Origin of the sequence: Candidatus Poriferisodalis sp., assembly GCF_965208555.1 — a bacterium.
Taxonomy (GTDB): domain Bacteria; phylum Actinomycetota; class Acidimicrobiia; order Acidimicrobiales; family Poriferisodalaceae; genus Poriferisodalis.
This window is the reverse complement of record NZ_OZ242342.1, coordinates 596,975-623,968: the sequence shown is the minus strand read 5'-3', so window position 1 is coordinate 623,968 and position 26,994 is coordinate 596,975. Positions and strand designations below refer to the sequence as shown.

Annotated in this window: 23 protein-coding genes; 10 read left to right on the top strand and 13 right to left on the bottom strand. The window is 67.4% G+C overall.

Annotated features, from left to right (window positions below):
- Positions 1 to 22 precede the first annotated feature (22 nt).
- Entirely contained in the window at positions 23 to 904 is an 882-nt protein-coding gene (locus ACOGXE_RS02915; RefSeq protein WP_323673529.1) for a MoxR family ATPase, read from the top strand.
- Between the two features lie 30 nt (positions 905 to 934).
- Positions 935 to 2,371, top strand: coding sequence for a vWA domain-containing protein (locus ACOGXE_RS02910; RefSeq protein WP_419932455.1), 1,437 nt, complete (start codon positions 935 to 937; stop codon positions 2,369 to 2,371).
- 9 nt (positions 2,372 to 2,380) lie between these two features.
- On the opposite strand, the gene ACOGXE_RS02905 is transcribed toward ACOGXE_RS02910, so the two are convergent.
- A complete protein-coding gene (locus ACOGXE_RS02905) occupies positions 2,381 to 3,811 on the bottom strand; it encodes a class II 3-deoxy-7-phosphoheptulonate synthase (RefSeq protein ID WP_419932454.1) in 1,431 nt (476 codons plus the stop codon).
- Positions 3,789 to 4,655 (bottom strand): sigma-70 family RNA polymerase sigma factor, encoded by an 867-nt coding sequence (locus tag ACOGXE_RS02900; RefSeq protein WP_419932453.1) that lies wholly within the window; start codon positions 4,653 to 4,655, stop codon positions 3,789 to 3,791. The genes ACOGXE_RS02905 and ACOGXE_RS02900 overlap by 23 nt, the downstream gene beginning before the upstream one ends.
- Positions 4,656 to 5,008: 353 nt before the next feature.
- On the opposite strand from ACOGXE_RS02900, the gene ACOGXE_RS02895 reads away from it, so the two are divergent.
- Both ACOGXE_RS02895 and rsfS read left to right on the top strand, forming a co-directional pair.
- The gene (locus tag ACOGXE_RS02895) at positions 5,009 to 5,602 is read left to right on the top strand and encodes a nicotinate-nicotinamide nucleotide adenylyltransferase (RefSeq protein WP_419932452.1); all 594 of its coding nucleotides are present in this window, start codon (positions 5,009 to 5,011) and stop codon (positions 5,600 to 5,602) included.
- Between the two features lie 83 nt (positions 5,603 to 5,685).
- The gene (gene rsfS / locus ACOGXE_RS02890) at positions 5,686 to 6,024 is read left to right on the top strand and encodes a ribosome silencing factor (protein ID WP_419932451.1); all 339 of its coding nucleotides are present in this window, start codon (positions 5,686 to 5,688) and stop codon (positions 6,022 to 6,024) included.
- A 7-nt stretch (positions 6,025 to 6,031) separates the two neighbouring features.
- Here the strand turns inward: rsfS and ACOGXE_RS02885 are convergent, their stop codons facing one another.
- Positions 6,032 to 7,030 (bottom strand): DUF3048 domain-containing protein, encoded by a 999-nt coding sequence (locus ACOGXE_RS02885; RefSeq protein WP_419932450.1) that lies wholly within the window; start codon positions 7,028 to 7,030, stop codon positions 6,032 to 6,034.
- A gap of 303 nt (positions 7,031 to 7,333) precedes the next feature.
- On the opposite strand from ACOGXE_RS02885, the gene galE reads away from it, so the two are divergent.
- Positions 7,334 to 8,344 (top strand): UDP-glucose 4-epimerase GalE, encoded by a 1,011-nt coding sequence (galE, locus tag ACOGXE_RS02880; RefSeq protein WP_419932449.1) that lies wholly within the window; start codon positions 7,334 to 7,336, stop codon positions 8,342 to 8,344.
- A 38-nt stretch (positions 8,345 to 8,382) separates the two neighbouring features.
- Here the strand turns inward: galE and ACOGXE_RS02875 are convergent, their stop codons facing one another.
- Complete coding sequence (locus tag ACOGXE_RS02875; protein WP_419932448.1) at positions 8,383 to 9,957, bottom strand: hypothetical protein; 1,575 nt, start codon at positions 9,955 to 9,957, stop codon at positions 8,383 to 8,385.
- A gap of 212 nt (positions 9,958 to 10,169) precedes the next feature.
- On the opposite strand from ACOGXE_RS02875, the gene ACOGXE_RS02870 reads away from it, so the two are divergent.
- From ACOGXE_RS02870 to ACOGXE_RS02855, 4 genes are all read left to right on the top strand, one after another.
- Positions 10,170 to 11,492, top strand: coding sequence for a sugar transferase (locus ACOGXE_RS02870; RefSeq protein ID WP_419932447.1), 1,323 nt, complete (start codon positions 10,170 to 10,172; stop codon positions 11,490 to 11,492).
- Positions 11,489 to 12,511 carry a glycosyltransferase gene (locus ACOGXE_RS02865; RefSeq protein WP_419932446.1) on the top strand — a complete coding sequence of 341 codons (1,023 nt, stop codon included), beginning with the start codon at positions 11,489 to 11,491 and terminating at the stop codon, positions 12,509 to 12,511. The genes ACOGXE_RS02870 and ACOGXE_RS02865 overlap by 4 nt, the downstream gene beginning before the upstream one ends.
- A gap of 67 nt (positions 12,512 to 12,578) precedes the next feature.
- Positions 12,579 to 14,309 carry an N-acyl-D-amino-acid deacylase family protein gene (locus ACOGXE_RS02860; protein ID WP_419932445.1) on the top strand — a complete coding sequence of 577 codons (1,731 nt, stop codon included), beginning with the start codon at positions 12,579 to 12,581 and terminating at the stop codon, positions 14,307 to 14,309.
- Between the two features lie 61 nt (positions 14,310 to 14,370).
- Entirely contained in the window at positions 14,371 to 15,519 is a 1,149-nt protein-coding gene (locus tag ACOGXE_RS02855) for a CaiB/BaiF CoA transferase family protein (protein WP_419932444.1), read from the top strand.
- Between the two features lie 99 nt (positions 15,520 to 15,618).
- Here ACOGXE_RS02855 and ACOGXE_RS02850 read toward each other — a convergent pair whose 3' ends face one another.
- From ACOGXE_RS02850 to ACOGXE_RS02840, 3 genes are all read right to left on the bottom strand, one after another.
- Complete coding sequence (locus ACOGXE_RS02850) at positions 15,619 to 16,953, bottom strand: bifunctional o-acetylhomoserine/o-acetylserine sulfhydrylase (protein ID WP_419932443.1); 1,335 nt, start codon at positions 16,951 to 16,953, stop codon at positions 15,619 to 15,621.
- Positions 16,954 to 17,104: 151 nt separating this feature from the next.
- A complete protein-coding gene (locus ACOGXE_RS02845) occupies positions 17,105 to 18,145 on the bottom strand; it encodes a D-2-hydroxyacid dehydrogenase (protein ID WP_419932442.1) in 1,041 nt (346 codons plus the stop codon).
- A complete protein-coding gene (locus ACOGXE_RS02840; protein ID WP_419932441.1) occupies positions 18,142 to 18,921 on the bottom strand; it encodes a 2-keto-4-pentenoate hydratase in 780 nt (259 codons plus the stop codon). Before ACOGXE_RS02840 ends, ACOGXE_RS02845 begins: the two co-directional genes overlap by 4 nt.
- A gap of 203 nt (positions 18,922 to 19,124) precedes the next feature.
- On the opposite strand from ACOGXE_RS02840, the gene ACOGXE_RS02835 reads away from it, so the two are divergent.
- Entirely contained in the window at positions 19,125 to 19,568 is a 444-nt protein-coding gene (locus ACOGXE_RS02835; protein ID WP_419932440.1) for an ArsI/CadI family heavy metal resistance metalloenzyme, read from the top strand.
- A gap of 108 nt (positions 19,569 to 19,676) precedes the next feature.
- On the opposite strand, the gene ACOGXE_RS02830 is transcribed toward ACOGXE_RS02835, so the two are convergent.
- From ACOGXE_RS02830 to ACOGXE_RS02805, 6 genes are all read right to left on the bottom strand, one after another.
- Positions 19,677 to 20,495, bottom strand: a complete 819-nt coding sequence (locus ACOGXE_RS02830) for an acyl-CoA thioesterase (RefSeq protein WP_419932439.1) — start codon at positions 20,493 to 20,495, stop codon at positions 19,677 to 19,679.
- A 67-nt stretch (positions 20,496 to 20,562) separates the two neighbouring features.
- Positions 20,563 to 21,834, bottom strand: a complete 1,272-nt coding sequence (locus ACOGXE_RS02825) for an acyl-CoA dehydrogenase family protein (protein ID WP_419932438.1) — start codon at positions 21,832 to 21,834, stop codon at positions 20,563 to 20,565.
- 208 nt (positions 21,835 to 22,042) lie between these two features.
- The gene (locus ACOGXE_RS02820; protein ID WP_419932437.1) at positions 22,043 to 22,876 is read right to left on the bottom strand and encodes an enoyl-CoA hydratase/isomerase family protein; all 834 of its coding nucleotides are present in this window, start codon (positions 22,874 to 22,876) and stop codon (positions 22,043 to 22,045) included.
- A 145-nt stretch (positions 22,877 to 23,021) separates the two neighbouring features.
- Complete coding sequence (locus ACOGXE_RS02815) at positions 23,022 to 24,494, bottom strand: HNH endonuclease (RefSeq protein ID WP_419932436.1); 1,473 nt, start codon at positions 24,492 to 24,494, stop codon at positions 23,022 to 23,024.
- Positions 24,495 to 24,593: 99 nt separating this feature from the next.
- Positions 24,594 to 25,787 carry an acyl-CoA dehydrogenase family protein gene (locus ACOGXE_RS02810; protein ID WP_419932435.1) on the bottom strand — a complete coding sequence of 398 codons (1,194 nt, stop codon included), beginning with the start codon at positions 25,785 to 25,787 and terminating at the stop codon, positions 24,594 to 24,596.
- Between the two features lie 28 nt (positions 25,788 to 25,815).
- A complete protein-coding gene (locus ACOGXE_RS02805) occupies positions 25,816 to 26,967 on the bottom strand; it encodes an acyl-CoA dehydrogenase family protein (RefSeq protein ID WP_419932434.1) in 1,152 nt (383 codons plus the stop codon).
- Positions 26,968 to 26,994 lie beyond the last annotated feature (27 nt).

Here is a 26,994-nt window from a genome sequence, read left to right as displayed (position 1 = left end):
CCAGACAGGGGAGACACCCAGAATGAACGAGACAATGTTCGGAGACCTCTCGGGTGTCCGCGAAGGCCTGGCCAAGGTCGAGTATCTCGCCGACGACGGCATCGCCAGCGTGGTGTTCCTGGCGGAGCGACTCGGCAAGCCGGTGCTCATCGAGGGACCCGCTGGCACCGGCAAGACCGAGCTGGCCAAGTCGGTGGCAGCCATGAGCGGCGCCCGTCTCATTCGACTGCAGTGCTACGAGGGTCTCGACGAGGCCAAGGCGCTGTATGAGTGGAACTACAAGAAGCAGCTCCTGCGCATTCAGGCCGACCGGGGCGTCGATGCCGAGCACGAGGACTGGGTAGAGCTGCAGGACGACATCTTCCAGGACGAGTTCCTGCTCACCCGACCGCTGCTCGAAGCGATCAGCGCCGAGGACAAGGTGGTGCTGCTGATCGACGAGGTGGACCGCGTCGAGATCGAGACCGAGGCGCTTCTGCTGGAGATCCTGTCGGACTACCAGGTGTCGATTCCCGAGCTCGGCACGATCATGGCCAGCCAGATCCCGCTGGTGTTCCTGACCTCCAACAACACCCGCGAGCTGTCCGAGGCGCTCAAGCGGCGCTGCCTGTTCTTGCACATCGACTATCCCGATCTTGAGCGCGAGAAGCAGATCGTCCTCACAAAGGTTGCGGGCATCAGCGAGAACCTGGCCGAGCAGATTGCACGCGTCGTGCGCTCCATCCGCCAGCTCGAGCTGAAGAAGGCGCCGTCGGTGTCGGAGACCCTGGACTGGGCTCGGACCTTGGTGCTTCTGGGCATCGAGAACATCGACGTCGAGCAGGCCAAGGAGACACTCCACATCCTGCTCAAGTACCAATCCGACATCGAGAAGGCCGCCAAAGAGCTGACGGTCGAGGCCTAGCCGGCACCGGCACAGGGACGGAGGTCAGCCATGCTGGACCTGCTCAGCGGTTTCGTGGGGGAGCTGCGCAACGCCGGCCTGCCGGTCTCGTTGACGGAGAACCTCGACGCCATGGAGGCCGTCAAGCACATACCCATCGAAGATCGCGACGCCTTCAAGTACGCGCTCGCTGCCACGCTCGTGAAGAACGAGCAGCACTGGCGGGCCTTCGAGACCGTGTTCGAGGTGTACTTCTCGCTGCGCGGACCGGAATACAACGTCGGCGACGAGGAAGGCAACGGGGAATTCGATCCCGACAATCTCGAAGAGTGGATGTCCCAGCAGATGCAGGGCATGGGCGGTCGCGGGGGTGGACAGGACATGTCCCCCGAGGAGATCGCCGAGATGCTCTTTCGGGCGCTGCTGAACGCGGATGAGGCGATGATGGCGGCCATGGCCCGAGCAGCGGTGACGCAGTTCGCGGGCATGGAGCCGGGCCGGCCGGTCGGCGGCACCTATTACCTGTACCGGACGCTGCGCAATCTTGATCTCGACGGCATGCTCGATCGGCTGATCGAGGAGTCCTCTGAGCGGTACGAAGGCGAGATGACGCCGTTGGCAGAACGGCTCGAACGCGAGGAATTCGAGAACCGCATCGAGCAGCTCAAGCGGGAGATCGAGGCCGAGATCCGGCGTCGCCTGGTGGCCGACAGGGGCGTCGAGGCGATGGCCAAGACCCTGCGCAAGCCGCTTCCCGAAGACGTCGACTTCATGCATGCCAGCCGGGAGGAGATGGCCAACATCCGCAAGGCCATCCAGCCGCTCACCCGCAAGCTGGCAGCGCGCCTGGCGCGCAAGCGCAAGCACAAGCGCCGCGGACCCCTCGACTTCCGGGCCACGGTGCGGCGCTCGCTCAGCTACGGCGGTGTGCCCGCCGAGCCGCGCTTTCGCCACCCGCGGCCGAACAAGCCCGAACTCATCGTGGTGGCGGACATCTCGGGCTCAGTCGCAGCATTTGCCCGCTTCACCTTGCACTTGGTGTATGCGCTGCAGAACCAGTTCTCCAAAGTGCGCTCGTTCGTCTTCATCGACGGCATCGACGAAGTCACCCACATGTTCCAGAACGAAGAGGACATCACCAATGCGGTGCACCGGGTGAACACCGAGGCTGACGTGGTCTGGGTCGATGGCCACTCCGACTACGGCCATGCCTTCGGCGTCTTCTGGGAGAACTTCGGCAAGGACGTCAATGCCAAGTCGACGATGATGTTCCTGGGCGACGCCCGCAACAACTACCACTCGACGAACGCATGGGTGCTCAAGGAGTGCCAGAAGCGGGCCCGTTCGGTGTTCTGGCTGAACCCCGAGCCGCGCTCGTACTGGGACACGGGCGACTCGGTGATCACCGAGTACTCGACCTACACCGACGGCGTGTTCGAGTGCCGCAATCTGCGCCAGCTCGAGGGATTTGTCGACAACTTGGCGTAGCCGACCGGCTCAGCCGGCTCCGTTTCTCGCTGACGCGAGCAGGTCGGAGGCCAAGAAGGCCAAGTCGAGTGACTGGCGGCCGTTCAGGCGAGGATCGCACATGGTTTCGTAGCGGTCGCCGAGCTGATGCTGCGCCAGCTCGTCACCGCCGCCGATGCACTCGGTCACCGCATCGCCGGTGATCTCGAGATGAATGCCTCCAGGCCATGTCCCGGCAGTGGCGTGAGCGGCGAAGTACTGGCGGATCTCGGCCAAGATCGCATCGAAGTGGCGGGTCTTGACCCCGTCATCGGTGCTGAACGTATTGCCGTGCATGGGGTCGCACTGCCAGACCACCGGGTGGCCGGCGTCGGTGACTGCTCGCAGGATGGGATCGAAGCACTCCGAGACGTTGCCTGCTCCCATGCGGCTGATCAGGGTCAGCCTGCCCGGGATCCGGTATGGGTTCAGCGTTTCGCACAGCGCCAACGCCTCGGCGGGTGTGGCGGAGGGACCCAGCTTCGCCCCGATCGGGTTGTGCACCCCTCGCAGGAACTCGATGTGTGCGCCATCGAGCTCGCGCGTGCGCTCGCCGACCCACAGCATGTGAGCGGAGCAGTCGTACCAGTCGCCGGTGATGCTGTCGGTGCGGGTGAGCGCTTCCTCGTAGCCCAGCAGCAGCGCCTCGTGGCTGGTGTAGAGCTCTACTTGGCGCATGGCGCTGTCGTCGGTGTCGAGCCCGCAGGCGTTCATGAACCGCAGCGCCGCGTCGATGCCACTGGCCAGTACCTCATAGCGCTGACCAGCTGGGCTGGACGCCACGAACTCTTGATTCCAGTCGTGCACCTGGCGCAGATCGGCGTAACCGCCACGGGTGAAGGCCCGCAACAGATTGAGCGTTGCCGCAGAGGTGCTGTACGCCTCCAGCAGGCGGGAGGGATCAGGCGTGCGGGCCTCGGATTCGAACGCGATGTCGTTGACGATGTGGCCTCGGAAGACGGGCAGCGTCTCGCCGTCGCGGGTCTCGGTGGCTGAACTGCGCGGTTTGGCAAACTGGCCGGCGATCCGGCCCACCTTCACGATGGGCAGCCCTGCCGAGTACTGCATCACTACGGCCATCTGCAGGATCACCTTGAGACGGTCGCGGATCTGGTCTGCGGTCGAGAGCTCGAACGACTCGGCACAATCGCCGGCCTGCAGCACAAAGGCTTTGCCAGAGCACACGTGCCCGAGCAGCTCGGTCAGCCGCCTTGCCTCGCCGGCAAACACCAGCGGGGGCCGCCGCCGCAACTCGGCCAGCGACGCTGCCAGCGCGTCGGCGTCGGGCCAGATGGGCTGCTGGCCGGCGGGCCGTTCGGCCCATGAGCCCGGATGCCAATCTGGAGCGCGCTGCGAAGACCCGGCGGGGCTGGGCGCGCCGGATGGTGAGGCTGCGTCGTCAGACAGCGTCTGCGTCGGCATCGATGTCTACAAACTCGCCGTCGGCGGCGAGGCTCTGCAGCTCATCGACGGCGCGCTTGACCAGGCGACGTGCCGCCTCGGCGGTTACGCCGAGTTCTTCGCCGATCTCGCGGTAGCTGCGCTGCTCGCCGTCGATGAGGCCGTTGCGGCGCTTGACCGCATATTGAGCCCGCTCGTCGAGGCGACCGAGCATTGAGTGCACCATGGTCTTGCGCGCCGATTCGATGGCGTAGTGCTCCGGGCCGGGCGCATCGTCACCGATGAGGTCGATGAGCGCGCTGTCGCCGTCGTCGCCGACGGTCTTGTCGAGCGACGTGGGAGTGCTGATTCGCTGCAGCCATGCGTTCTCGTCGTCGAGCGAATCGCTGTCGCCCCCGTTGTGCCGCAGCGCGGCCCGCAACGTGGCGGACCGATCCGAAGGCAGGCGGATGAGGCTGCCCTTCTGATCGAGCGCTCGCCCGATGGACTGGCGGATCCAGAACGTGGCGTAGGTGGAGAACTTGAAGCCACGGCGCCAGTCGAACTTCTCGACTGCGTGTTCGAGGCCGAGGTTGCCTTCCTGGATCAGGTCGAGCAGTTCCAGCGTCGGGGGCAGCGGGTAGCGGCGGGCGATGGACACCACGAGGCGGAGGTTCGCCCGGATGAAGCGGTCACGTGCGGCCGCGGCCGTCTGCACCGCCTTGCGCAGTTCGCGCCGCTCGGCCACGGACAGTTCCTCGTCGCTGTCGAGGCGCGCCCTCGCATCGCGTCCTGCTTCGATCTGCTGGGAGAGCATCCGCTCGTCTTCTGCTGTGAGCAGCGCCACCGCACCGATCTCGTTCAGGTACTGGCCAACTGAATCCATGACATTCACTCCAACCGGCAGGGGGCAGCCGGTTCTTCGTCTTCGGTTGCATGCCGCCCTGGCATGCCACCCGGTGGGGGGCACCGGGTATGTTCGGCCCTCGCCGGACTGCCGCAGCCCAGACTCAGGCGTGGAACCGCCATGGCGGCGGAACCGATCTTGCTTGTACGCCCGCATGCGATGCCAGGCCCGAGAACCCGGACCGTGTGCAGCACTGCTTTGGGCGGACGTTCAAAAGTAGCACACAGCGCATGACGCGCGCAAGCAGCCGCCACCGGCGGGTGCCAAGAGAGGCAGCCGAGCGCCGGTGTGCGGTGCAGATGTGATGTGAGGCGTGACTCTACACTGCTGCGGTGCCGCCGCGACAAGCGATCTTCGGGGGCACGTTCGACCCGCCCCACGCCGGTCACGTTGCCGCTGCGATCTGCGCGCGGGAGCAGCTTGATGCCGGCGCGCTCCACGTCATCGTGGCGAACGATCCGTGGCAGAAGTCAGCCGAGCGGATCGTGACCCCGGCCCATCACCGGTTCGCCATGGCGCTGCTGGCCTTTCGCGACCTCGACGGCGTCGTGGTGAGCGATCTGGAGATCCGGCGAGGCGGGCCGACCTACACCATTGACACGGTCGCGGAGCTCGAGCGACCGGGAACCGAGACGCTGCTGGTGATGGGTCCCACTGCAGCGAGCGGCGTGTCGACCTGGCACCGTGCCGACGAGCTGGCTGAGCTGGCGACGCTCGCAATCCTGCAGCCGCGAGGCGAGCCGCCCCTTGGTGTCGAAGGCTGGCGCACCTGCACGGTGGAGATGGAACCCATTCCGGCGTCAGCCACGCAGGTGCGCGGACTGCTGGCCCGACGCCGCCGACAGGACATCGCCTCCGAGGCGGCGCGGCTCGTGCCACCTGCCGTCATGGGCTACATCGCGGAGCACAGGCTCTATTCTCCGTGAACGTGGCATCGGTTCCGCAGGCGTCCCCGGCTTCTTCCGGGGTTCACGCCGTCGGACAGGGTCTGATCAGCCCGGACGTCGGCGTGCCACCGTTGGTTCAGGCCGCGGCGGACGGCGCAGCAGAGATGTCCGCCGAGCGCGTCGTGGCGCTCGACGTGGGCGATGTGCTGGCGATCACCGATTGGTTCATCATCGCGAGCGCTCCCAATGTGCGGCGCGTGCGACGCATCGCCGAGTTGATGGAAGCGCACGTGAAGGCGGCCGGAGGTTCCGGACCGATCCGAACGGAGGGTCTCGACGACGCGCAGTGGGTACTGCTCGACTTTGGTGAGTTTGTGGCGCATGTATTCCACGAGCCCAGCCGCGAGTACTACGACCTCGAGCGCCTGTGGTCAGATGTGCCTCGACACGAGTTCACCTGAATCCAGATCACTGAATCACTTCGGCCGTGCCCGCCCGGGCGAGGGCGATCCAGGTACGTCCCGGTGTCAGCGGCACGATGAGGGCGTTGTCGGAGCGGAACACCGTCACGTCGAGCTCGGACCGGCGCTCCCAGGTGCCCCGCACCAGCATGCCGTCGCTGAAGATCCAGGCTTCCCCGCTGCCGGTCAGCACCGGCTCCGGTGTTGCGGCGTTTGCGGGGCTCTGGCGATACCGAACGAATTGCACGATGACGTTCTCGGGCGCAATGCGCACGCCGTTGAAGTCGGTGTGGTCCTTGCCGTTCTGTGTGCGAGCCCAGCCGCTCGCAGCGGCGTCCCAGCGGTATGACGCCTTGATCTGGCCGAAGTCGACATCCACGCCGCTGACCGCTGTGCCTCGCGGCAGCGGTTCGCCCTCGGCACGGAACCGCAAGTACTTCGGCGGCGTCCTGCCCTCAGCAGCGCCTGCGGCATAGATGCGAGCAGTGTCGGTGATGAGATTGTGGGGTGCGTTCTTTTCCGGCGAGCGCTCGAAGACTCCCTTGGCGATGGGGGCCCCGTCGATGATGGCGATCGCGTCGACCCTGCGGAGCGCCCGCGCGGTGTAGTCGTTGGCGCCCGAGTTCACGAAGATCGGCCGGTTGAGATTGGACAGCAGCGCAAAATCGCCGGTGCGAGCCGATCGGACAGGGCCGACCACCTCGGCATTCGTGGAATGGAAGATCGCTGCGAATCGTGTGAGCCGGGCTTCGACGAGTTCCTCGTAGACGACGTCGGCTTGGTTGAGACCCCATTGGGGCAAGGCGCGGGGGTGGTTGTCGATCTTCACGACTGCGGCGGGTCGCAGCAGTTCGGTGGGTGTCGGCAAGCCGGTGAACGGCGCGGTGAACTGCGGCGCAGCCGTCGTGGTAGCGGCAGCAGGCTCGGCAACGGCCACCGACGTGACTGGCGCACTGGTGGTCGCCGGAGCGGTGCTGGCGGAGGGTGCGACCGTCGTCTGTGTCACGGTCGGAGCTGTTGAGGTGGTCGGCAAGGTATCGACGACGGTCGTCGGCGGCACCGTGATGGACGAGCACGCCGAAAGCAACATCAAAACTGCGAGCCAAGTCACCCAGCTCCGGTGCGCCATGACTGCAGAGGCTCGCCTATTGCGACAGATCCTCACCGCGCCCGGGTTGCCTTCGGCGAACGGTTCACGGACACGCTCCAAGGGTCTGCTCCTCGACAATTGCAGCAGGGCCACCGGGGCCATCCGACCGAACATTCACCATACCGGTCGCCTCTCGACCGACGGTGGCACACTGCCTCCATGACGACGCTCGTCTCCGGCGGAGCCGGATACGTCGGAAGCCACGCAGTAGTTGCCCTTCATGCGGCAGGACGCCATGTCGTCATGCTCGATGATTTCTCCAACGCCCGCCCAGACGTGGTCGCCGAGCTTCGAATGCTGACGACTCCGGATCTGACCGTCATCGAGGGCGATGCAGCAGACGGCACCGCAGTCCGGCGGCTCTGCGACGAGCACGACGTCGATTCGATCGTGCATTTCGCGGCGCACAAGAGCATTCCGGAGTCGTTTGCTGATCCGCTGCGGTACTACCGGAACAACCTGCTCTCGACGCTGAGCCTGGCCGAGATCGCGGTCGAACGCGGCATCGATCGCTTCGTGTTCAGCTCGTCGGCAGTGGTGTACGGCACCGCCGGGCAGTTGCCCGTCACTGAGGAGACACCCCCTGCGCCTCAGAGCCCGTACGGCACCACGAAGCTGATGTGCGAGCGCATCCTCGCTGACGCAGCGGCATCCTCCGGTCTGCGGGTCGTCATCTTGCGCTACTTCAACCCTGTCGGGGCGCACGGTTCGGGACGCATCGGAGAGCTGCCGGTCGCCGCCGGCCAGAATCTCGTGCCCGCCGTCATGCGCGTGGCGCTGGGGGAGAGCGACCGGTTGCAGGTCTTCGGCGATGACTACGACACCCGCGACGGCACGGCCGTGCGCGACTTCGTCCATGTGATGGATCTCGCCGAGGGGCACCTGGCGGCGCTGGAGGCCGATCTCGGCTCCCATCAGTGCCGCGTATTCAACCTGGGCACAGGGGTGGGCACCACGGTTCTCGAGCTGGCTGCCGCGGCCGAAACCGCCACCGGTCGGCCGATCCCGTACGAGATCACGGCCCGCCGGCCGGGTGACATCGTCGAGTCGTGGGCGGACTGCAGTCGCGCTGCCGATGAACTCGGCTGGAATGCGGAGCGCGACGTGGCCCAGATGCTGGCCGATCACTGGCGATTTGTGAACTGCCGCCCCGATGCCTCCGCGTACTAGCTGAGGCAGTGCCGCGAACGCTGCGCAGCAGACCCGCCTCACTCTGCCAACGCGGCCCCCGAGATCAGCGTGTACTCCTCGCCGACGGCGAGCGGCGCGGCCATCGATTCGGGCGGCACGAAGGAGGGCACCCGGTCGTTGCGAACCAGGATCACATCGGTCGCGGCGACTTGGCCGAGGTTCGACTCGTCGAGCATCCACACCGGCAGGTCGAGGTAGTACGAGATCCAGCGGGGTGTCCAGATGCCCGAGGTGAACCACGCCACCTCGGCCTCGGCGACCCGTGGCTCATCCCGTGCCTGTTCCAGAACGGCGCCGGCGTCTGCTGGACGCTCGAGATAGAAGTCCCGCGTTGAGCCTGTCACCACGAATGCCAGCGTCACCAGCGTCACTGCCGCCGCGGCAGCTCCGAGCGGCGCTCGGAACCTGGCAGTGGGGCCGCGCAGCAGTCGACCGACTGCGTCAGCAAGCGCCGCTATGCCGATGGATGTGGGGGCCACCCATGGGAAGTTCCACAGGCGATGGATCCACGCACCCTGCTGCAGCGCGAACGTCAGCGACATGGCCACGGCGAGCGTCACCACCACCGGGCCGCGGGTTCGACGATCGACGAGTCCCGCAATCAGCGCTGGGAGGAACAACAGGCGCAGCCACCATGACGTCAGCAGCTCGTGACCTGCGAAGGTCCACTGGCGCTGGAGGAATTCGCCGAAGGTAAACTGGGCCTGTTCGGCGGCGGTCGAGACGTCGTTGCCGGTCCGGAACGCGACTCTCTCGCTGAGCTCGGAGATGTCGGTCGCGTTCAACAGCCAGCCGGCGGTCAGCAGGCAGCCCAGCAGCGCCCCTGCGGTGACCGCGGTCAGGGCCGGTGACCACCCGAGGCGCAGCCACCCAGCCATCCCTGTCTTTGCCATCGTGAGAGGGCTGTGGCCGGCTTCGGTACGTCGCCGTCGCAGCGTCCCGATGAACAGCCAGGGCAGCAGCAGTCCCAGCGATGCGATGGCAATCCAGGAGTGCATCGCCGTGAGAGCAGCCAGCGCGCCGGCGCCTGCGAGCGCCCAGGGTGATGGCCGTTCGGCCTGGCGCAGCCATGCGATAGCCGCTGTCAGCGCCAGCAGCATCGAGAAGCTGATGCCCATGCGGGCGTACACATAGAAGAAGCCCGTGCTCACCATGACCAGCAAGGCGAGCAGCGTCGGTCCCCATCGCATGCCCACGGCGCGCAGCAGAGCGGCCATGAATGCCACGGTGGCGGCGCCGAGCAGGAAGTCGGTGATGCGCACCGCGGGCGGGCTGTCGCCCAGCGCGCCGACCGAGACGATGGTGAGGAACTGCTTCAGCGGTGGGTGATGTGCGTAGGTGACTGCTTCGATCGGCGGCTCGGCACGTGGCGGCACCTCGAATTCGGCCCGGATGAACGGGTCAGTCCTCGCACCCAGGCTGGAGTCAAGCGGTCCGAGATCCCAGAAGTTGCGTGCCTGGATTCCCGCACGGCCGAAGATCCGGCCGTCATCGCTGTTGCCCAGCGGCAGGTTGAGGTCGGGTGCCCACAGCAGCAGCACGCCGAGGCAGATGAGGACCACGACGGTCCAGCCCGAACGCAGTCGAGCCATGGGTCGCCTAGACGCTGCGCCGCTGGGTGAACCGTCCCGCTGTTGCACCAGTTGCTTTCCGCTCTTGTTCGCTGCGATGCCGATCGCCGCACCCACCGTCCGGAGGGGCGCAGCGTAGTATCGGCCCGATGGTGGTCCAGGAGCAGCATCGACTGCCGGACGCCACACCGGACATCGCCGCAGGACGTGTTCCAGCCAACCATGAGCACCGCGTGAGCGCATCCGTTGTGCCGTCCCGACGGCGGGGGTTCCGATTCCTGTACGTCGTCGACGCCGCGACGCTGTTCGGCCTGATGGTGGCCATCACCGTGGTCCGCTTCGGACTCGACTGGCCCACCTACCCCCGCACCCACTACCTGATCGGGTTCGGGGTGGCCACGTTCCTGCACATGACCGTCTACTACTTCGGCGGGCTCTACGAGTTCGAGCAACGCCTGGGACATCGGCCGTGGCTGCCGCGCGCCATGCTGCTGACGTTCATGGCGGTGGCTGGCGATGCCACGGTCACGCTGCTGACGGGCCGTTACCTGATGCCTCGGGGCAATCTGGTTGTGCTCGCCGTGGCGGGGGCCGTGCTGATCTCGTTCAATCGCTGGGGTGCCCGCCGTGTGCGCCTCATGCGAATCGGCCGGCCTCGGATGCTGCTCGTTGGCACGCCTGACGACATTGGGTCGGCCACTGAGCACCTTGCTGACGCTGAAGCCGATGCAGTGGTCGCGGGCAGCTTGACCGATCCTGCGCTGATCATCCCCGAAGCGGATCGCCTGCGTGCCACCGAGCTGCTGCTCCTGTCCGGCCAGCCGCTCGAGACCATCTACCCGGAGCCGCTCGGTGAGTTGGAGCTGCGCGATATCGGCGTCTTCCGCCGGATCACGCCGGCCGACACCTTGCTCGGACTGCAGCGCAGCCGCCAGATCGGCGGCATGCCCTTCGTGGCGCTCCGGGAGCACGCACTGCCGGTGTGTCGCCTGCGCTTCAAGCGGATCTTGGACCTGGCGTACCTGGCTCTGCTTGCCCCGTTCGCGTTGCCGCTCACTGCGGCAGTTGCCGTCTACGTCAGGATCGCAGGTGGTCAGGGTGTGGTGTACCGGCAGGAGCGAGTAGGGCGCGGCGGGGTGCCGTTCGTGCTGCCGAAGTTCCGCACGATGGCGCGGGACGCGGAGACCAACGGTCCGGTGCTGGCTGCCTCGAACGATCCGCGGGTGATGAGGGGCATGGGTTGGCTGCGCCGCACCCGTCTCGACGAGTTGCCGCAGCTGTGGAACGTGCTGACGGGCACGATGTCACTGGTGGGGCCCCGGCCCGAACGACCGCAAATCGTCACCCGGCTGGAACGCGAGATCGCCGGCTACGGCAGGCGCCATGACGTGCCGCCAGGCATCACGGGGCTCGCGCAGACGCAGGGCCACTACCAGACCGATCCGGGCTACAAGCTGGGCCACGACCTGCAGTACGTCGTGAACTGGTCGCCGGTGCTCGACTGGGAGATCATGGCGAAGAGCCTCGTCGTCATGGCTCGTCGCAACGCCCGGTGAGCGAATCGGCCCCGGCCGGCCAGCCGCATGTGACCGTTGTGATTCCGGCGCGCAACTGTGCCGCGGAGCTGCCCGGATGCCTGGATGCGGTGAGCGCGCAGACGTACCGGGGAGAGCTCGACGTGGTTGTGTCGGTGGCATCGAGCGCCGACCACACCGGCCGTGTCGCTGCGTCGGCCAGCTGCGCGTGGCCGTTGCTAGTCATCCAGAATCCCGCTGGCAACACGTCATCAGGACTCAACGCGGCCATCGGCGCTGCCGCCGGCAACGTCATCGTGCGAGTCGACGCCCAGGCCCGAATCCCCGCCGACTACGTGGAACGGGCGGTGGCGACCTTGAAGCGCACCGGCGCCGCGAACGTGGGCGGCGTGCAGCGGCCCGTGGGCAGAGGCGAATTGAGCCAAGTCATTGCCGCAGCGCAGTCCTCGCCATTCGGGGGAGGCCCGGCCGCCTTCCGGCGGGGGAGCGACGAGGGGCCTGCCGACACGGTCTACCTGGGGGTGTTCGACGCCGCGGCGCTCGAGTCCGTCGGCGGATTCGATGAATCATTGGAGCGGAACCAGGACTACGAGCTGAACTGGCGTCTGCGCGAGCAGGGCCACGTGGTGTGGCTCGACCCTGCACTGGTCGTCGACTACCAGCCTCGGTCGAGCTGGGCGGGGCTGGCGCGCCAGTACTTCGACTACGGGGCTTGGAAGCGCGTGGTGATCGGCCGCCATCCTCGCTCGACCCGACCTCGGCAGCTCGCCGCACCGGCCCTGGTGGCTGGCTTGGTGCTGTCGGCGTTCGAGCTGCTGCGTGGCCGCCTGCGCGGGGGGCTTGCACCGGCCGCGTACCTCGCCGCGTGCGCGCTCGCCGCGGCCCGGCTGCACACCAGGCTGCCTGCAGCTCGCGACCGGCTGCGAGCTGTGGCGGCGTTCGCGGTCATGCATCTCTCGTGGGGTGCGGGCTTCTGGTTCGGGCGGCGAGCCGGGAGCCGGTCTCAACCGGACCGCGGCGCAGACCCCGCTTCGGCCTGATTGCGCCGACCCGCGGGCCGCAGCCGGCTTCGGAAGCCGGGTGTCGCCACTCAGTACGCTCACTGCCATGCCGCCCACTTCCATGAACGACATCGTCATCCGGAACGGGACAGTGGTGGACGGAAGTGGTGGTTCGCCCCGCATCGCAGACGTTGCTGTCTCTGATGGCGTGATCACCGATGTCGGCGCGGTGACCGGCCGGAGGCGCCGCGAGATCGACGCCGATGGTCACCTCGTGCTGCCGGGCTGGGTGGACATCCACACCCACTACGACGGCCAGGCCACCTGGGACCCTGAGATGACACCGTCGTCGTGGCACGGTGTGACCACTGCGATTTTCGGCAACTGCGGCGTCGGCTTCGCTCCGCTGCAGCCCGGCACTGAGGACTACCTCATCAACCTGATGGAGGGAGTCGAGGACATCCCGGGCACGGTGCTCGCCGAGGGCATCGACTTCCGCTGGACCAGCTACCCGGAATACCTCGATGCGCTTGCGGCGACCCCCCGGGTGATGGACGTCGGCAGCCAGCTGCCCCATGGCGCGCTGCGGTTCTTCGTGATGGGCGAGCGCGGGGCAGATCACGCGGAGGTGCCGACGGCCCCCGAGCTCGATCGCATCACCGATCTCGTGACCGAGGCGCTGGACGCCGGGGCGCTCGGCTTCACTACCAGCCGAACCACCAAGCACAAGGCTGCAGACGGTCGTCTCACGCCGTCGCTGTCGGCAGGCGATCCTGAGCTTGCTGCCGTCGCCAGCGCGATGAAGCATGCCGGTGCCGGGGTGCTGCAAGTGAATTCCGACTTCGGGCCCGGCGAGTTCTCCACACTGAGGGCGGCAGCTGAGTTGTCAGGCCGGCCGCTGTCGGTGTTGCTGCTGCAGGTCGACAACGCACCGGAGCTGTGGCGCGAGACCCTGGCCGAGATCCACGCGGCCAACGCGGACGGCGTTGCAGCGAACGGCCAGGTCGGCTGTCGCCCGATCAGCGTGCTGCTCGGGCTCGATGTGTCGGTCAACCCTTTCGGCAATCACCCGGCGTACCGCGACATCGCGCACTTGCCGGCGAAGCAGCGAGCGGCCCGCATGCGCGACGACGAGAGCCTGCGTCGGGCGCTGATCGAAGATCGGCCGGCGGACGGGTTCAGCAAGTGGATGGATTACGCGCTCACCCGTGCTTTCGAGCTTGGCGAGGTGCCCGACTACGAGGCCGATCCCCGTGCCTCGGTCGCGGCCCGCGCTGCCGAACTGGGCGTCAGCCCGTGGGAGCTGGCACTGGACCTGCTCTCGGACGGCGACGGCGACGCCCTATTGCTGTACCCATTCGAGAACTACACCGGCGGCAGCCTCGATGTGATCCGCGAGATGCTGGCCGATCCGCACACCATCTGCGGCATCGGCGACGCCGGTGCGCACGTCGGCACGATCTGCGATGCGTCATACCCGACGTATCTGCTGACGCACTGGGCTCGCGACCGCACCCGCGGCGAGGGCCTGCCGCTGGAGTTTCTGGTGCACAAGCAAACCCGTGTCAACGCGCTTGCGTACGGGCTCGCAGATCGCGGCCTGCTCGCACCCGGCTATCGAGCCGACATCAACATCGTCGACTTCGACGCGCTCGGTGTGGGTCGGCCGGAGTTGGTGTACGACCTGCCGAGCGGCGGCAAGCGCCTGATCCAGCGGTCGACCGGTTACCGCCACACGTTCGTGGCCGGGACCGAGGTGTCGGCCGACGGCGAGTTCACTGGCGCCCGTCCCGGGCGGCTCGTGCGCGGCGCCCAAGCGGACCCAGCGAATCAGTGAACCAGTGACGGCTTCGCCATCGCCGGAGGCCGCTGGCGGATCCGAGCTGCCACTGGCTGGGATGGTCGTACTCGATCTGACGATCGCACGTGCAGGGCCTACGGCTGTGCGCCAGCTCGCGGATTGGGGCGCCGACGTCATCCGGGTGGATGCTCCCGTCGACGGCTTCGAGGAAGGCCGGGAGGCCTCGCCGGATCACCTCAACATCCACCGCAACAAGCGCTCTGTGGTCATCGACCTGAAGAACCCATCGGGCCAGGAGCTGCTTCATCGGCTTGTCCGCTCGGCCGATGTGCTGATCGAGAACCTGCGGCCGACGGTCAAGTACCGGCTGGGATTCGATTGGAAGACGCTGCACGACGTGAACCCTGCCCTTGTGATGGGCTCCATCTCGGGGTTCGGCCAGGACGGCCCGTACGCCACCCGGGGCGGCGTGGACCAGATTGCCCAAGGCCTCGGCGGGATGATGGCGGTCACGGGACTGCCGGGACACGGTCCGGTGCGTGCCGGCGTGGCGATCAGCGATGTGACCGCCGGGTTGCAGCTTGCGATCGGCGTGCTCGTTGCGCTCCTCGAACGGGGTCGTACCGGTGAGGGGCGTTGGGTGCACACGTCGCTGCTGGAGTCGATGATCGGCATGCTCGATTTCCAGGCAGCTCGCTGGACGGTGGCGGGGGAGGACCCGCCGCAGGCCGGCAACGACCACCCGACGATGATCCCGATGGGCACCTACGAGGCAGCCGATGGCTACATCAACATTGCGGCACCCGGCGGGCGGCTGTGGCGGGCGTTCTGTGCCGAGATCGGCAGGCCTGATCTGCCCGATGACGAGCGTTTCTCGTCAACCAAGCTGCGCTCGGCCAACCGGATGGAGCTGAACAAGCTGATCAGCGAACGGCTTGCCACCGCAAGCAGCGACGAATGGGTTGAGCGTCTCAATGCCGTGGGCATCCCGTGCGGACGTGTCAACAGCGTGGCCGAGGCGTTCGCCGATCCGCAGGTGGAACATCTGGGCATGGCCGCGCCGGTGCATCACCCGGTGATGGGCGACATCCGCATCGTGCGCAATGCCACCCAGATCGACGGGGTGCCCGGAGACATCCGGCGGCCCAGCCCCGCGCAAGGCGAGCACACCGACGAGATCCTGACCCAGTTCGGCCTGGAGCCCGACGAGATCGCAGCCCTGCGCGAGGCCGGCGCCGTTCATTGAAGCAGCCTGCAAGAACCAGCGGGAACTACCCCGCAGTTTCCTCCATGAACTGCGCGATGGCAGCCGGCGAAGTTCGCCGACCGCGACAGGTCTGACGCCTTAGATGCTGGCAGCGGCCTCGAAGCCGATATCGAGGTCGGCGATGATGTCGTCGATGGTCTCGATGCCGACCGACAGGCGCACCAGGTTCGGCTCGACGCCGGTGTCCGACTGCTCCTGGGGAGTCAGCTGGCTGTGCGTCGTGCTCGCCGGGTGGATCGCCAGGCTGCGCACGTCGCCGATGTTGGCAACGTGGCTGTGCAACCGCAGGCTCTCCACGAACTTCTGACCGGCCTTGATGCCGCCGTCGATGCCGAAGGCCAGCACCGAGCCTGCGCCGTTGGGCAGGTACTTGCGTGCACGCTCGTGGTACGGGCTCGATTCCAGCCCCGCGTAGAGCACCCACTCGACCTGCGGGTGACCCTCGAGATAGTCGGCCACCGCCACGGCGTTGGCCACGTGCCGCTCCATGCGCAGCGACAGCGTCTCGATTCCCTGCAGGAACAGGAAGGCATTCATCGGCGAGACAGCAGCGCCGATGTCACGCAGCAGCTGCACCCGAGCCTTCAAGATGAACGACCCTGCGCCGAGAGCGGGCCAGTAGGCCAGCCCGTGGTAGCTGGGGTCGGGCTCGGTGAACATCGGGTGCCGGCCCGAAGCGCCGAAGTCGAACGTGCCGCCGTCGACGATGAGACCGCCGATCGAGGTTCCGTGACCGCCGATGAACTTCGTCGCCGAGTGGACCACGATGTCGGCCCCGTGTGCCAGCGGCTGGCACAGGTAGGGCGAGGGCACCGTGTTGTCCACGATCAGCGGGACGTTCACGTTGTGCGCTGCATCAGCGACTCCCTCGAAGTCCAAGATGTCGTTCTTGGGATTGCCGATGGTCTCGCCGTAGAAGGCCTTGGTGTTGTCCCGCACCGCATCACGCCACGAGTCGATGTCGTCGGGGTCCTCCACGAAGGTGACCTCGATGCCCATCTTCGGCAGCGTGTAGTGGAACAGGTTGTAGGTGCCCCCGTACAGCGATGGGCTTGCGACGATGTGATCGCCTGCCTCTGCCAGGTTGAGCACCGACAAGGTCTCGGCCGCTTGGCCCGAAGCCACTGCCAGCGCCCCCGGAAGCCCGACGGCTGTGCGCACGCCGCCCTCGAGCGCGCTGATGCGCTCCTCGAGCACGTGCTGGGTCGGGTTCATGATCCGGGTGTAGATGTTGCCGATCTCCGCCAGCCCGAACAGGTTCTGAGCATGCTCGGAGCTGTCGAAGGTGAACGACGTGGTCTGGTAGATGGGCACCGCGCGGGCGTTGGTGGCGCTGTCAGGCGCTTGGCCCGCGTGGATCATTCGTGTCTCGAACCCCAACTCGGTGAGTGGGTCTGTAGGTGTTTCGCTCATGTTGAGCTCCATTTCTTACGCCCCATAAGGCGGGCTGTGCCTGACCCGGCGGGATTGCCGAGCGCGCAGCACTGTACCGGCAAAACCCGACCTGTCCAGTCGGATTTTCTGTGACAGGTCCGTGTCGGATTTCAGGCGAATTCTGGGCGGCTCAGAATCCGGTCTGCTTGTCCACGACGCCTTCGAGCGGCCTGCCGTCACGCAGGGCCACCAGATTCCGGCAGAAGCGTTCAAGATTTCGCCTGGCGCGGTGCTGGCTGGCGCCGGCGGTATGCGGGGTCATGACGCAGTTGTCGAACGTCCACAGGGGGCTGTCCGGAGGCAACGGCTCGACCGGTGCGACATCGAGAGCGGCCCCGCCGATCCTGCCCGCTGCCAGGGCCCGCTCCAGCGACGGTCCGTCGATGATCTCGCCCCGGGTCACGTTCAGCAGGATGGCGCCGTCGGGCATCAGCGCGAACATCTCGTCGTTGAACATGCCCTTGGTCTCGGCGGTCAGGGGCAGTCCCACTGCCAACACGTCGCTCGTGGAGACGATGTCACCCAGCGCCTCAGGTCCGCCGACGGTTTCGACGCCCTCGCCGGGCGGCACCGGGTACAGATCCATGGCCTGCACACCCATGCCGAACGCGGCGGCCCGGCGGGCGATGTGCCGGCCAGTGCCGCCGAATCCCAGGATGCCCATGGTGAGGCCTTCGAGTTCCAGCTCGCTGTAGCGCATCTGTTCCCGGAGCTCGTTGTCCCATCCGTCCGGGCCGAGTTTCACCGCCGTCGCGATGCGCCTCACCAGCGCCAGCAACAGGCCAAAGGCGTGGTCGGCCAGATGGCTGCCGACCAGGCCCTTCTCACCGGTGAGCACGACGTCGCTGTCGAGGAACTTGGGGTACATGAACATGTCGACGCCCGATGCCGTCGCATGGATCCAGCGCAGCTTCGGGGCGGCGTCGAACAGCCACTCGGGAACGATGCCGAGGATCACCTGTGCGTCAGTCGCCAGCGGAACCCCGTCTCGGGGCCGGTCCACGATGTTCACGACGGCGTCCGGCCCTGCTGCGTCGCGAATGGCAGCCTCGTCGGCGGGACTGACATCGGGCAGCGTAAGCGTCTTGGTGACGAGCACGTTGAGCGGCCCGACAGGCACATCGAGAACGGTCGGGCCGGGGAGCCCAGAGCTCATAGGACTGGCACTCATGAGATGACCGCCTCGACTGCGCCGATGCCGCTGTAGTCGGTGGACCACCTCTGCCCGGCCTCCACCCGGAAGCGGGCATATGCGCCGGTGATCACGCACTGGCGCGGCTCGAGCGCCAGACCGAAGCGGTGCAACGTGGCTGCGAGCCGGGCGATCGACAGGTAGGGGTTGTCGACTTCGTCGACCGCCGTGCAGCTGAAGCGTTCCTCGCCGTCGCAGGTAACCGTCACGACGCAGCGGTCGAGTTCTTCGGCGGCCGGTGCGTCCACGCCCGAGCCGCGCACGATGGCCCAGTTGGTCAGGTTGTCTGCCACGAGCATGGCGAGATTGCCCCCGACCGCTACCCGCGCCTCGTTCACCTCGTAGCCGGCGCACACCTGCGAGATGCGGGCAGGCACCGAGGCCGGATCGACATCGTCGCCGGCGATGCGCTCACCGATAACGAAGCACATCTCTGGCTCGATGCTCACCTTGCTGATCTCCGCCGACGGGAGATCGGCGGGCGATGCGAGCACCCGGTTGACGTGCCCGAACGGCCGGTCGTCGATGCCCACCGTCGTACGGGCCCGGTCCGACGTGAGCCCCACCTTCCAGCCGGCATGCACAGCGCCGTTCGAGACCGCCCGGCGCTGCATCTCGCACTGGATGGCCAGCCCATCCTCAAAGCCCAAGTCCGCAAACGCCTCCGAAGGTGCCTCGCCTCCCCCGGCGAGATAGGCGGCCAGCGCGTCTGCGGCAGCGAGTTGCGCGGGGTTGAGCTGTCGTGGCGGAGTCACAGCGGCGCACCTTAGAGCAAGTGCGGAGAGGTGAACTTTCCCGTAGTCGCAGCCGTTGTACCCCGCTCATGTCCGCCATCGCTCGCGGGCTACCCGGCCACGGCTTCGCTTGGCGGCGCAGCCACCGGGAGGCAGTACGGCACGTGGGCCACATGTCCGGGATCGTCCTTTGCCGTGCTGCATGGTCGCCGTAGTGTGATCTCATGCGGTTGCAGCTGGCACTCAATGTGGACGACATCGACGAAGCAGTCGACTACTACTCGCGGCTCTTCGGTGCCGAACCGGCCAAGCGGCGTGAGGGCTACGCCAACTTCGCGATCGACGAGCCGCCGCTGAAGCTGGTGCTGTTCGAGAATCCCGGCAACGGGGGCACCATCAACCATCTCGGGGTCGAGACCGAGTCGGCTGGCGAGGTGGAGCAGGCTCATGCCCGCATGGTCGCCGCTGGCCTCACCACCTCCACCATCGACGAGACGATGTGCTGCTACGCCGAGAAGGTGGAAACCTGGGCCACCGATCCGCACGGCATCGACTGGGAGTGGTACGTGAAGCAGGGCGACGTCGAGGTGATGAACAACGTGGTGCTGTCACGACGCGGTGACGGCATGGAGCGGGCGAGCCACTCCGACGAGACGTGCTGCGCCTGAACCTGGGTTGACCGTCGCGCTGCTGGCTCGCCGATCGCCGCGCCGCGCTCGCCGCGACATGAAGCGAATGGGACAGTCGGTCGATACTGCGGCGATGGTGGTCGTGCGTCAGCCTTGAGGCCGGCGCTCTCGGAGCAGCACTTCTTGTGCGATGGTGGCAACGTGGCGACCGTCAGGAGCGAACAGGTTTCCGACGGTCATGCCCCGGGCGCTCGTGAGGCCGTGGCAGTCGAACTGATACAGGTGCCACTCGTCGGCCCGCATCGGGCGATGGAACCACATGGCGTGGTCCAGCGAAGCGCCCATGAACGTCTCTTGGTAGCGCTCGCGGGCCACCTGCAGCGGGTGCAGCGAGCGTGCGGCGTTGAATTGGATCGCGTCTGACGTAAACGCCAGCCCGCAGATGTGCAGGCGCGGATCGTTTTCGATCGGATCGATGATGCGCACCCAGCCCATTGATTGACCAGCGCCGGGATGGCTCGGCAGCGGACGTCGTTCCATGATCCACGGCCAGCGCTCCTCGTCCGCGTTGCGGCAGTCCTCTGGGTTGGGCGCCAAGGGAATGCGCGCTGTCTGCACCTCGGCATCTTCTTCCGCTACGTGGAACGAGCACGAGAGGTTCAAGATCGCACCACCGCTCTGGCGCGCTACCACCGCCCGCGTGCAGAACGAGCGGCCGTTGCGCAGCCGGTCGACCTCGTAGCGGACTGGTTCGTCGAGCGTGCCGCCCCGGATGAAGTACGCGTGAACCGAATGGGGCACGAACCGCTCGTCGACGGTTTGGAATGCAGCCCACAGGCCCTGGGCGATGACCTGCCCGCCGTAGATCCGGCCCCACATGTACGCAGGGCTGACACCGACGTAGGTGTCGGGGCCGTGATCCTCGAGAAACATCATCTCGCCGTACGTGGTGGGTGTCGGGTTCATGGCGATCCTTCGTCGGCGCAGGTCTCGGCGCCGTTCAGTGTCTAGCGCGGCGCGCCGAAGCGCCTTCCTACAGGAGTCCCTTGCGGGAGTCGCGCCAGGGCACATCGCGGTCGAGGCGAGGCTCGCCGGGGAGGCCCAGCACGCGCTCGCCCAGGATGTTGCGCTGGATCTCGTCGGTGCCGCCGCGGATCGACATCGATGGTGCGGTCACCGTCTCGATATGGCCGGGGCCGTCTTCGAGCATGCCCGCTGCTCCTGCTGCGCGATTAGTCAGGAAGGCACGCCGTTTGTACGACGAAACCGTCCTCAGCTTTGCACCGCTACCGGCTGGCCCTGGACTGCCGCCCGAGCGGGCCTCGTCTGCCGCGCGCTGCGCGGTCCAGCGCGATGCCATATCGGCGGCGTAGATCGACATGGCCTCGTCCCGGCGCGCTGTGTCCATTAACGCTGTGTCCGCTGGCGTCGTGTCGCTGAGCGCGTTGTCGCTGCGCGTTCCGAGCGCGCCCAGAGCGACCAGGTCGGCAATCCATGGCGGAACCCGGGCGCCTCGTCTCGCGCCGTCGCCGCCGCCCCGGCTGCCGGCGCCGGCTCGCTCGTGCGAGAGGATCGTCATCGCCACGCGCCAGCCCTCGCCGACATCGCCCACCCGCCACGAATCGGGCACCTCGGCACCATCGATGAACACCTCGCTGAAGTGGGCATCGTTATTCATCTGGCGCAGCGGCCGGACTTCCACGCCGGGGGCGTCCATGGCGACCACGAACATCGTGAGTCCCTTGTGTTTGGGCTGGGCCGGATCGGTGCGCGCCAGGCAGATGCCCCATTCGGCCCACATGGCGCGGCTGGTCCACGTCTTCTGGCCGCCGAGACGCCAGACTTCGCCGTCGCGCTCCGCGCTCAGCGCCACATTGGCGAGGTCTGAGCCGGCCTCGGGCTCGGAGAACATCTGGCACCAGATTTCGGCGCCCGATGCAATCGGCCGCAGCCAGCGGTCCTGCTGTTGCGCCGTGCCGTGCGCCAGCAGAGCGGGACCGACCATGCCGAGCCCGATCGCAAACGGGTAGAGGTCGGGCACCACGTACTCGCGCAGTACCGAGCCGATGAGCTGGTTCTCGGCCACCGATGCGCCGCGGCCGCCATGAGCCGCCGGCCAGGTCGGCACGTGCCATCCGCCGTCGACCGTGGCTGCCAGGTACGCCCGACCGTCGTCCAGATCATCGCTGCCCGCACCCATCGACGTCAGCCGTGTCTGGTCGGTGCGACGCTCGAGCAAGCCGTCGAGCGCCGCACGAATGTCCTCAGGCGCGAGTGCGGTTTCCATCGATGAGGGTGCAGTCATCAGATCGGCATCAGTTCAGTCATCAGTCGCGGCCGAGCGTAGGCGTGCGGGGGTGACGGAACGGCTTCAGGGGACGGCAACCTGTCCGCCGTCAGTGCAGCCGTCGGGAGGTGCCGCTGCCCTGACGAGTCGAAAGCGCCCCGCAACGGCACTCAGCCTGCTCTCGGCGCGGCTTGAGCAAGCGAGCGCGTGCCAGCAATGCTCGGCATCAGCTGCGGGTGAAGTTGGGCGTGCGCCGCTCGTTCATGGCGTTGACACCCTCGCGCCAGTCGTTGGTGGTGCGCAGCCGGTCCTGCTCGGCCTTCTCGTTGTCGGTGGCGACCTTGATGGCATCGGCGAGGTGGCCGCGCATCGTGTACCGGATGGACTCGACGGCCAGCGGAGCCGAGCCCGCGATCTCGCAGGCGAAGTCATAGGCCGCCTGGCGCAGCTCGTCGAGCGGCACCAGCTTGTCGGCCAAGCCGATCTCGACGGCCTCGTCGCCCTTGACGCGCCGGCCGGTGTAGAGCAGGTCGAGGGCCTGCTGGTTGCCGACGAGCAGGGGCAGCGTGACCGTCAGGCCGAAGCCGTGGTGGAAGCCCAGCCGGGCGAAGTTGGCCGTGAAGCGCGCCTCGGGGGCAGCGATGCGGAAGTCCGGAAAGCAGGCCACGCCCAAGCCGCCGCCCACTGCGGCACCCTGGATGGCTCCGATCACCGGCTTGCGCTTGGAGAACAGGTCGAAGGCTGCGTCGTAGAGATGGCGGGGACTGCCGTCGGCATTGGTGGCGGTGATCTCGCCACCTCGGCGTCCATCGTTGCCGAACTGGGCGCCGGCGCAGAAGTTCTTGCCCTCCGAGCACAGCACGCTGGCGCGGCAGCCGCCCTCTTCGTCGAGATCGCCGAACGCGGCCACCAGGCCGTCGATCAGCTCGAGGTCGAAGAAGTTGTTCGGCGGCCTGTGAATCTCCACGACCGCCACGTGGTCGTCGCCCAGCTTCACCGATACGTCGCCGTACTGGCCGTAATCGTCGAGGTTGCTCGCGACTGTGCTGTTGCTGCTCATGCGGCGAGCGTAGATGCGCCGTACCAGCGCCGCGCAGTGCGCTCATCTGTTTGGGCCCACGGTGCCCAATCGTGCGTACGTTTGAAAGGCGAGGTCACTGCCAAGCCAGCACCTGCGGAGCGTTCGGCTCTCAGGCTGCGGGGTCTTACCACAGCGGTTTGGCGGTGGGCGAGGGTCTGGTGGTGGTGGGAGTCCGCGGCGTGCGGCGCATGGGCTTGCGCTGCGGGGCGGGTTGAGCGGGGTGTGCTGGGTCGGGGGGTGCGAGCCGGTAGCGGCCGTCGCGGACGGTTACCTGCCAGTTGTGGTCGTGGACGAGGTCATGGCAGCGCCAGCACACGAGCACAAGGTTGTCGAGACGGGTCTTGCCGCCGCGTTGGCAGGGAGTGATGTGGTGGGCTTCGCACTCGCCGGGCGGCTCGCCGCAGCCGATGCACGCGCCGTCTCGGGCGATCAGCGCACGTCGCTGTGCTGCGGTGGGTGCTCTGCTGGCGACGGTCTCATACAGCGGCGTGAGCTCGTCGCCGAAAATCTCGACCGAGACATCGGAGTTGCAGGCCAGCCGCCCCAGGGTGCTGGGCGGGATCGGGCCAACACCGCAGATCTCGGCAATGCCACCGGGCTCGCCGACGAATGCAGCGAGGTCGGCGCGCACGATGATCTCCGCGGTCTTGCTCGCCGCCGGGGACGACGGCCTGGCGTCGAATGCCGGCCCGGTTTCAGCATCTGATTCGGTGTGATGGGCGTCGTCGGCCTCACCGGTTGAGCACAGTGCAGCCGCCTCGATGCCCGGTTCGCCGGGTGCTGTTGAGACGTTTGTGGGCTCGGACGGGGTCGCAACCCCGGAGAGGAGTGCATCGAGGGCGTCGGCCATGCGCTGGTCGCGGGTGCGGACGGCCCCTGCAGGCACGGAGCCGACGTCGCTGTCGCCATCGCGGGGTTCGTCGCCGTCGGGAGCGGCGTCAGCGCCCGGCGATTGGGCCTGCCGGCGACGGTCTGCTTGGCGGAGCTGTTCGGCTTGTTGGCGGAGGCGTTGCTGGATGCGGGCACCCATCTCTGCGTCGAACGAACCGCGCATCTGCACCGAGCCGTCCTCGCCGTTCCAGAACCGCACATTGCGGTTGCGCCGGTTACGACGATGCTGCGCAGCGAGATCGTCGGCGCTCTGGTGCTGGATTGTCCAGCGTTGCGCGGCCCGGGCGAACTCGTCTTCGGGGAGCGTCTTGGCCATCTGCACCAGATCGGCATCTCCCTGCACCGCGTCGGGGCTTGTCTTGCGTGCTGCTTGGGCCAGCTTGGCGGCGTTGGCGAGACTGATCTCTCCCTCCGCGACCCCGGCGCGAGCATCAGGCAGTTCAGCGAGCTCGGCCTCGGTGTGCACGTTGCGGGCGGCCTCCCAACGCGACCGCCCGCCGACCTGGTTCAGCAGCCCTGCACCGCCGTCGCCGTGGCACTCTCGCCGTGCGACCGCCGATGCAGCCTTGGTCTCCAGCAGCTCGACACGCGCGCGCAGCGACTTCGCCAGCCCAAGCGAGCGACGCAGTTCCCTAGTCGGTGCCGCCTCGACGCCGTCGAGCGCTGCGGTGAGGCATTCGAGCGCCTGCTGCACCTGCGAGAACATGCGTTCAACTTAGAAGGGGGCTGTGACACGAATACGTTCGTATTGCTCCGGGTTGCTTGTTGGCCGCTATCGCCGCGGGCCGAGGCGGCAACGGACAGATCAGCTCAGAGCGGGGGTGCCGGAGGTGATGAGGGGGTAGAGGCCGTCGGCGCCGACGCCGGTGGCCATAGTGCCGAGCACGGCTGACCAGTGGGCGTCGGAGCCGTATTCCTTGCGCCAGCTCCACAGGCGACGGCTGAAATGGTGCAGCGGGTACTCCTGGGTCATGCCCATGGCGCCATGGGCTTGGTGGCACGCCTTGGTGGCCCGCGCGGCCGCCTGGTTGGCGATGAGCTTGGCCGCCGCGATCTCGAAGGGAGCCTCGCCACGGGTGGCTTCCCGTGCCGCCACTTCGGCGGCCATGCGCACCAGCGCTGCGTCCTGCGCGGCCCAGACCAGGTGCTGCTGCACGGCCTGGAAGCGGGCCACTGGGCGGCCGAACTGCACTCGCTCGTTGGTGTAGCTGACCGTGAGCTGGCACATCTTCTCGATGGCGCCTGCCATCAGCGCCACCCGGGACAGCGCGCCGCGTTGCGCCAAGGCCTCAGCATCTACGCCGTCGGGGGCGGGGGCCGCAACACCGGTTGCTCCATTGAAGCGGACCGTGTCGCGGGGCTCGCCGGCCATGTTGGGCAGCGGCGTGATCTCGCACTCCGACGCCGGCACGGCGACGACCGTCGTCTGACCATCGCACTCACAGACGCACACGATCATCTCTGCGGTGCGTGCCCACGGCACCCGCGCCGCCGTGCCGCTGAGGTGAGCACGGCCGTCGTCTCCGATCTCGACAGTGCAACTACCGGTGCCGGCTCCGGTCATGCAGCCGGCTGCGCTGTCGCATGCCGACTGACCCTCGCTCGCTGTTCGGTCGTCGCTGGTCATCCGCAGCCCGCTTCCGACGCGCGGTGGGACAACCGTGACCAGGCCATCGGGCCGCTCCAGCCCGGCGCTGGCCAGCAGCCAGCCGCCGAGGATTCCGTTCTCGGCCGCCGGGATCGGTGCTGAGTGGTAGCCGACCAGGCGAAGCACCTCGATGGCCTCGGCGAGCGTGCCACCCGAGCCGCCGGCCTCCTCGGGCACGGCGATCAGGTCGAAGCCGGTCTCGCAGAACGCATCCCAGATGTCGGGCGCGCCGCCCGCTTCTTCGGCCGCTTGCACTGCCTCATGGGTGCACAGCTCGCCGAACAGCCGGTCAGCCGTCTCGGTGATCAGCTCGTCGACCACGACAGCCTCTCGAACTGTGGCCGCCGTCATGCCGGCACCTGACTCGTTGAGGTTGCCGTCATGCCGGCAACCCTTGCAAGCCCTTCGAGGCGACCGAGCGCAGGATCTCGATGGTGCCGCCCCGGATCGTGTTGCCCGGGAAGGTCACCACGCACTGCGCCAGCAGCCGCTCGAACAGCGACTCGGACTCGGGTGAGTATTCCTCGTCGATGAGCTGCACCAGCTTCTCGACCACTTCCTGCTCGTAGCGGGTGCCCATCTCCTTCACCAGCGCCGATTCCACCGACGGGGCCTCGCCCTCGTCGATCAGCCGGGCCACCGACAGCGACAGGTTACGGATGCCCCACCAGCGAGCCGCCAGCTCGCCGAACAGGTCCGACACAGCGGCTTCCATCGGCGTGCCGGCGGCCTCGCGCAGCAGCTGCTCCACCGTCGAGAACGGTGACAGCCAGCGGTCGGGCCCGCCCCGCTCGTACGCCATCTCGGTGGTGTTCTGGTGCCAGCCCATGCCCGGCTGGCCCACCACGTTGGCGTCCGGCACGAACACGTCGTGGAACGTCACCTCGTTGAAGTGGTGGCTGCCGTCGAGGAACGGGATCGGGCTGATCTCGAGGCCCGGCGAGCGCAGGTCGATCAGGAACTGCGACAGCCCGGCGTGCTTGTTGCCGTCTTCCATGGGCGCCGTGCGCAGCAGGCAGATGAACCAGTCGTTCATGTGCGCGTTCGACGTCCAGATCTTGGTGCCGTTCACGACCCACCCGTCGTCCGCACGCTCTGCACGAGTCGTCACCGAGGCCAGATCCGATCCGCTGTCGGGCTCGCTCATGCCGATGGAGAAGCCCAGCTCGCCCCGGCAGATCGGCGGCAGGAACCGCTCGCGCTGCTCGTCGGTACCGAACTTCAGAATCACGTTGCCGGTCTGACGGTCTGCCACCCAGTGGTGCCCCACGGGTGCGCCCCAGCGCAGCATCTCCTCGACCACGATGAAGCGCTGCACGGCCGTGCGGTCCGACCCGCCCCAGCGGGACGGCAGCGCCATACCCACCCAGCCCCGGGCGGCCATCTTGGCGGAGAACTCCCGGTCGTGATCCGCCGCCATGCCCAGGCACGGCTCGTGAGTGCCGGGCGGCAGCTCGGCGGCCAGGAATTCGCGCACCTCCGCCTGGAGGTCAAGTTCGGGGCCGGTCAACTCGGTCGGCGTGAATCTCATCTGCAACCTTCGGGACGGTCCGGGCTC

Excerpts from the sequence above, each read along its gene's own strand:
- ACOGXE_RS02830 (WP_419932439.1), bottom strand. The coding sequence starts at position 20,495 with ATGAACCCGACACCCACCACGTACGGCGAGATGATGTTTCTCGAGGAT.
- ACOGXE_RS02850 (WP_419932443.1), bottom strand. The coding sequence starts at position 16,953 with ATGAGCGAAACACCTACAGACCCACTCACCGAGTTGGGGTTCGAGACA.
- ACOGXE_RS02845 (WP_419932442.1), bottom strand. The coding sequence starts at position 18,145 with ATGAGTGCCAGTCCTATGAGCTCTGGGCTCCCCGGCCCGACCGTTCTC.
- ACOGXE_RS02825 (WP_419932438.1), bottom strand. The coding sequence starts at position 21,834 with ATGACTGCACCCTCATCGATGGAAACCGCACTCGCGCCTGAGGACATT.
- ACOGXE_RS02835 (WP_419932440.1), top strand. The coding sequence starts at position 19,125 with ATGCGGTTGCAGCTGGCACTCAATGTGGACGACATCGACGAAGCAGTC.
- ACOGXE_RS02860 (WP_419932445.1), top strand. The coding sequence starts at position 12,579 with ATGCCGCCCACTTCCATGAACGACATCGTCATCCGGAACGGGACAGTG.
- ACOGXE_RS02815 (WP_419932436.1), bottom strand. The coding sequence starts at position 24,494 with ATGTTCTCGCAGGTGCAGCAGGCGCTCGAATGCCTCACCGCAGCGCTC.
- ACOGXE_RS02855 (WP_419932444.1), top strand. The coding sequence starts at position 14,371 with ATGGTCGTACTCGATCTGACGATCGCACGTGCAGGGCCTACGGCTGTG.
- ACOGXE_RS02810 (WP_419932435.1), bottom strand. The coding sequence starts at position 25,787 with ATGACGGCGGCCACAGTTCGAGAGGCTGTCGTGGTCGACGAGCTGATC.
- galE (WP_419932449.1), top strand. The coding sequence starts at position 7,334 with ATGACGACGCTCGTCTCCGGCGGAGCCGGATACGTCGGAAGCCACGCA.
- ACOGXE_RS02805 (WP_419932434.1), bottom strand. The coding sequence starts at position 26,967 with ATGAGATTCACGCCGACCGAGTTGACCGGCCCCGAACTTGACCTCCAG.
- ACOGXE_RS02820 (WP_419932437.1), bottom strand. The coding sequence starts at position 22,876 with ATGAGCAGCAACAGCACAGTCGCGAGCAACCTCGACGATTACGGCCAG.
- ACOGXE_RS02910 (WP_419932455.1), top strand. The coding sequence starts at position 935 with ATGCTGGACCTGCTCAGCGGTTTCGTGGGGGAGCTGCGCAACGCCGGC.
- ACOGXE_RS02900 (WP_419932453.1), bottom strand. The coding sequence starts at position 4,655 with ATGGATTCAGTTGGCCAGTACCTGAACGAGATCGGTGCGGTGGCGCTG.
- ACOGXE_RS02905 (WP_419932454.1), bottom strand. The coding sequence starts at position 3,811 with ATGCCGACGCAGACGCTGTCTGACGACGCAGCCTCACCATCCGGCGCG.
- ACOGXE_RS02915 (WP_323673529.1), top strand. The coding sequence starts at position 23 with ATGAACGAGACAATGTTCGGAGACCTCTCGGGTGTCCGCGAAGGCCTG.
- ACOGXE_RS02875 (WP_419932448.1), bottom strand. The coding sequence starts at position 9,957 with ATGGCTCGACTGCGTTCGGGCTGGACCGTCGTGGTCCTCATCTGCCTC.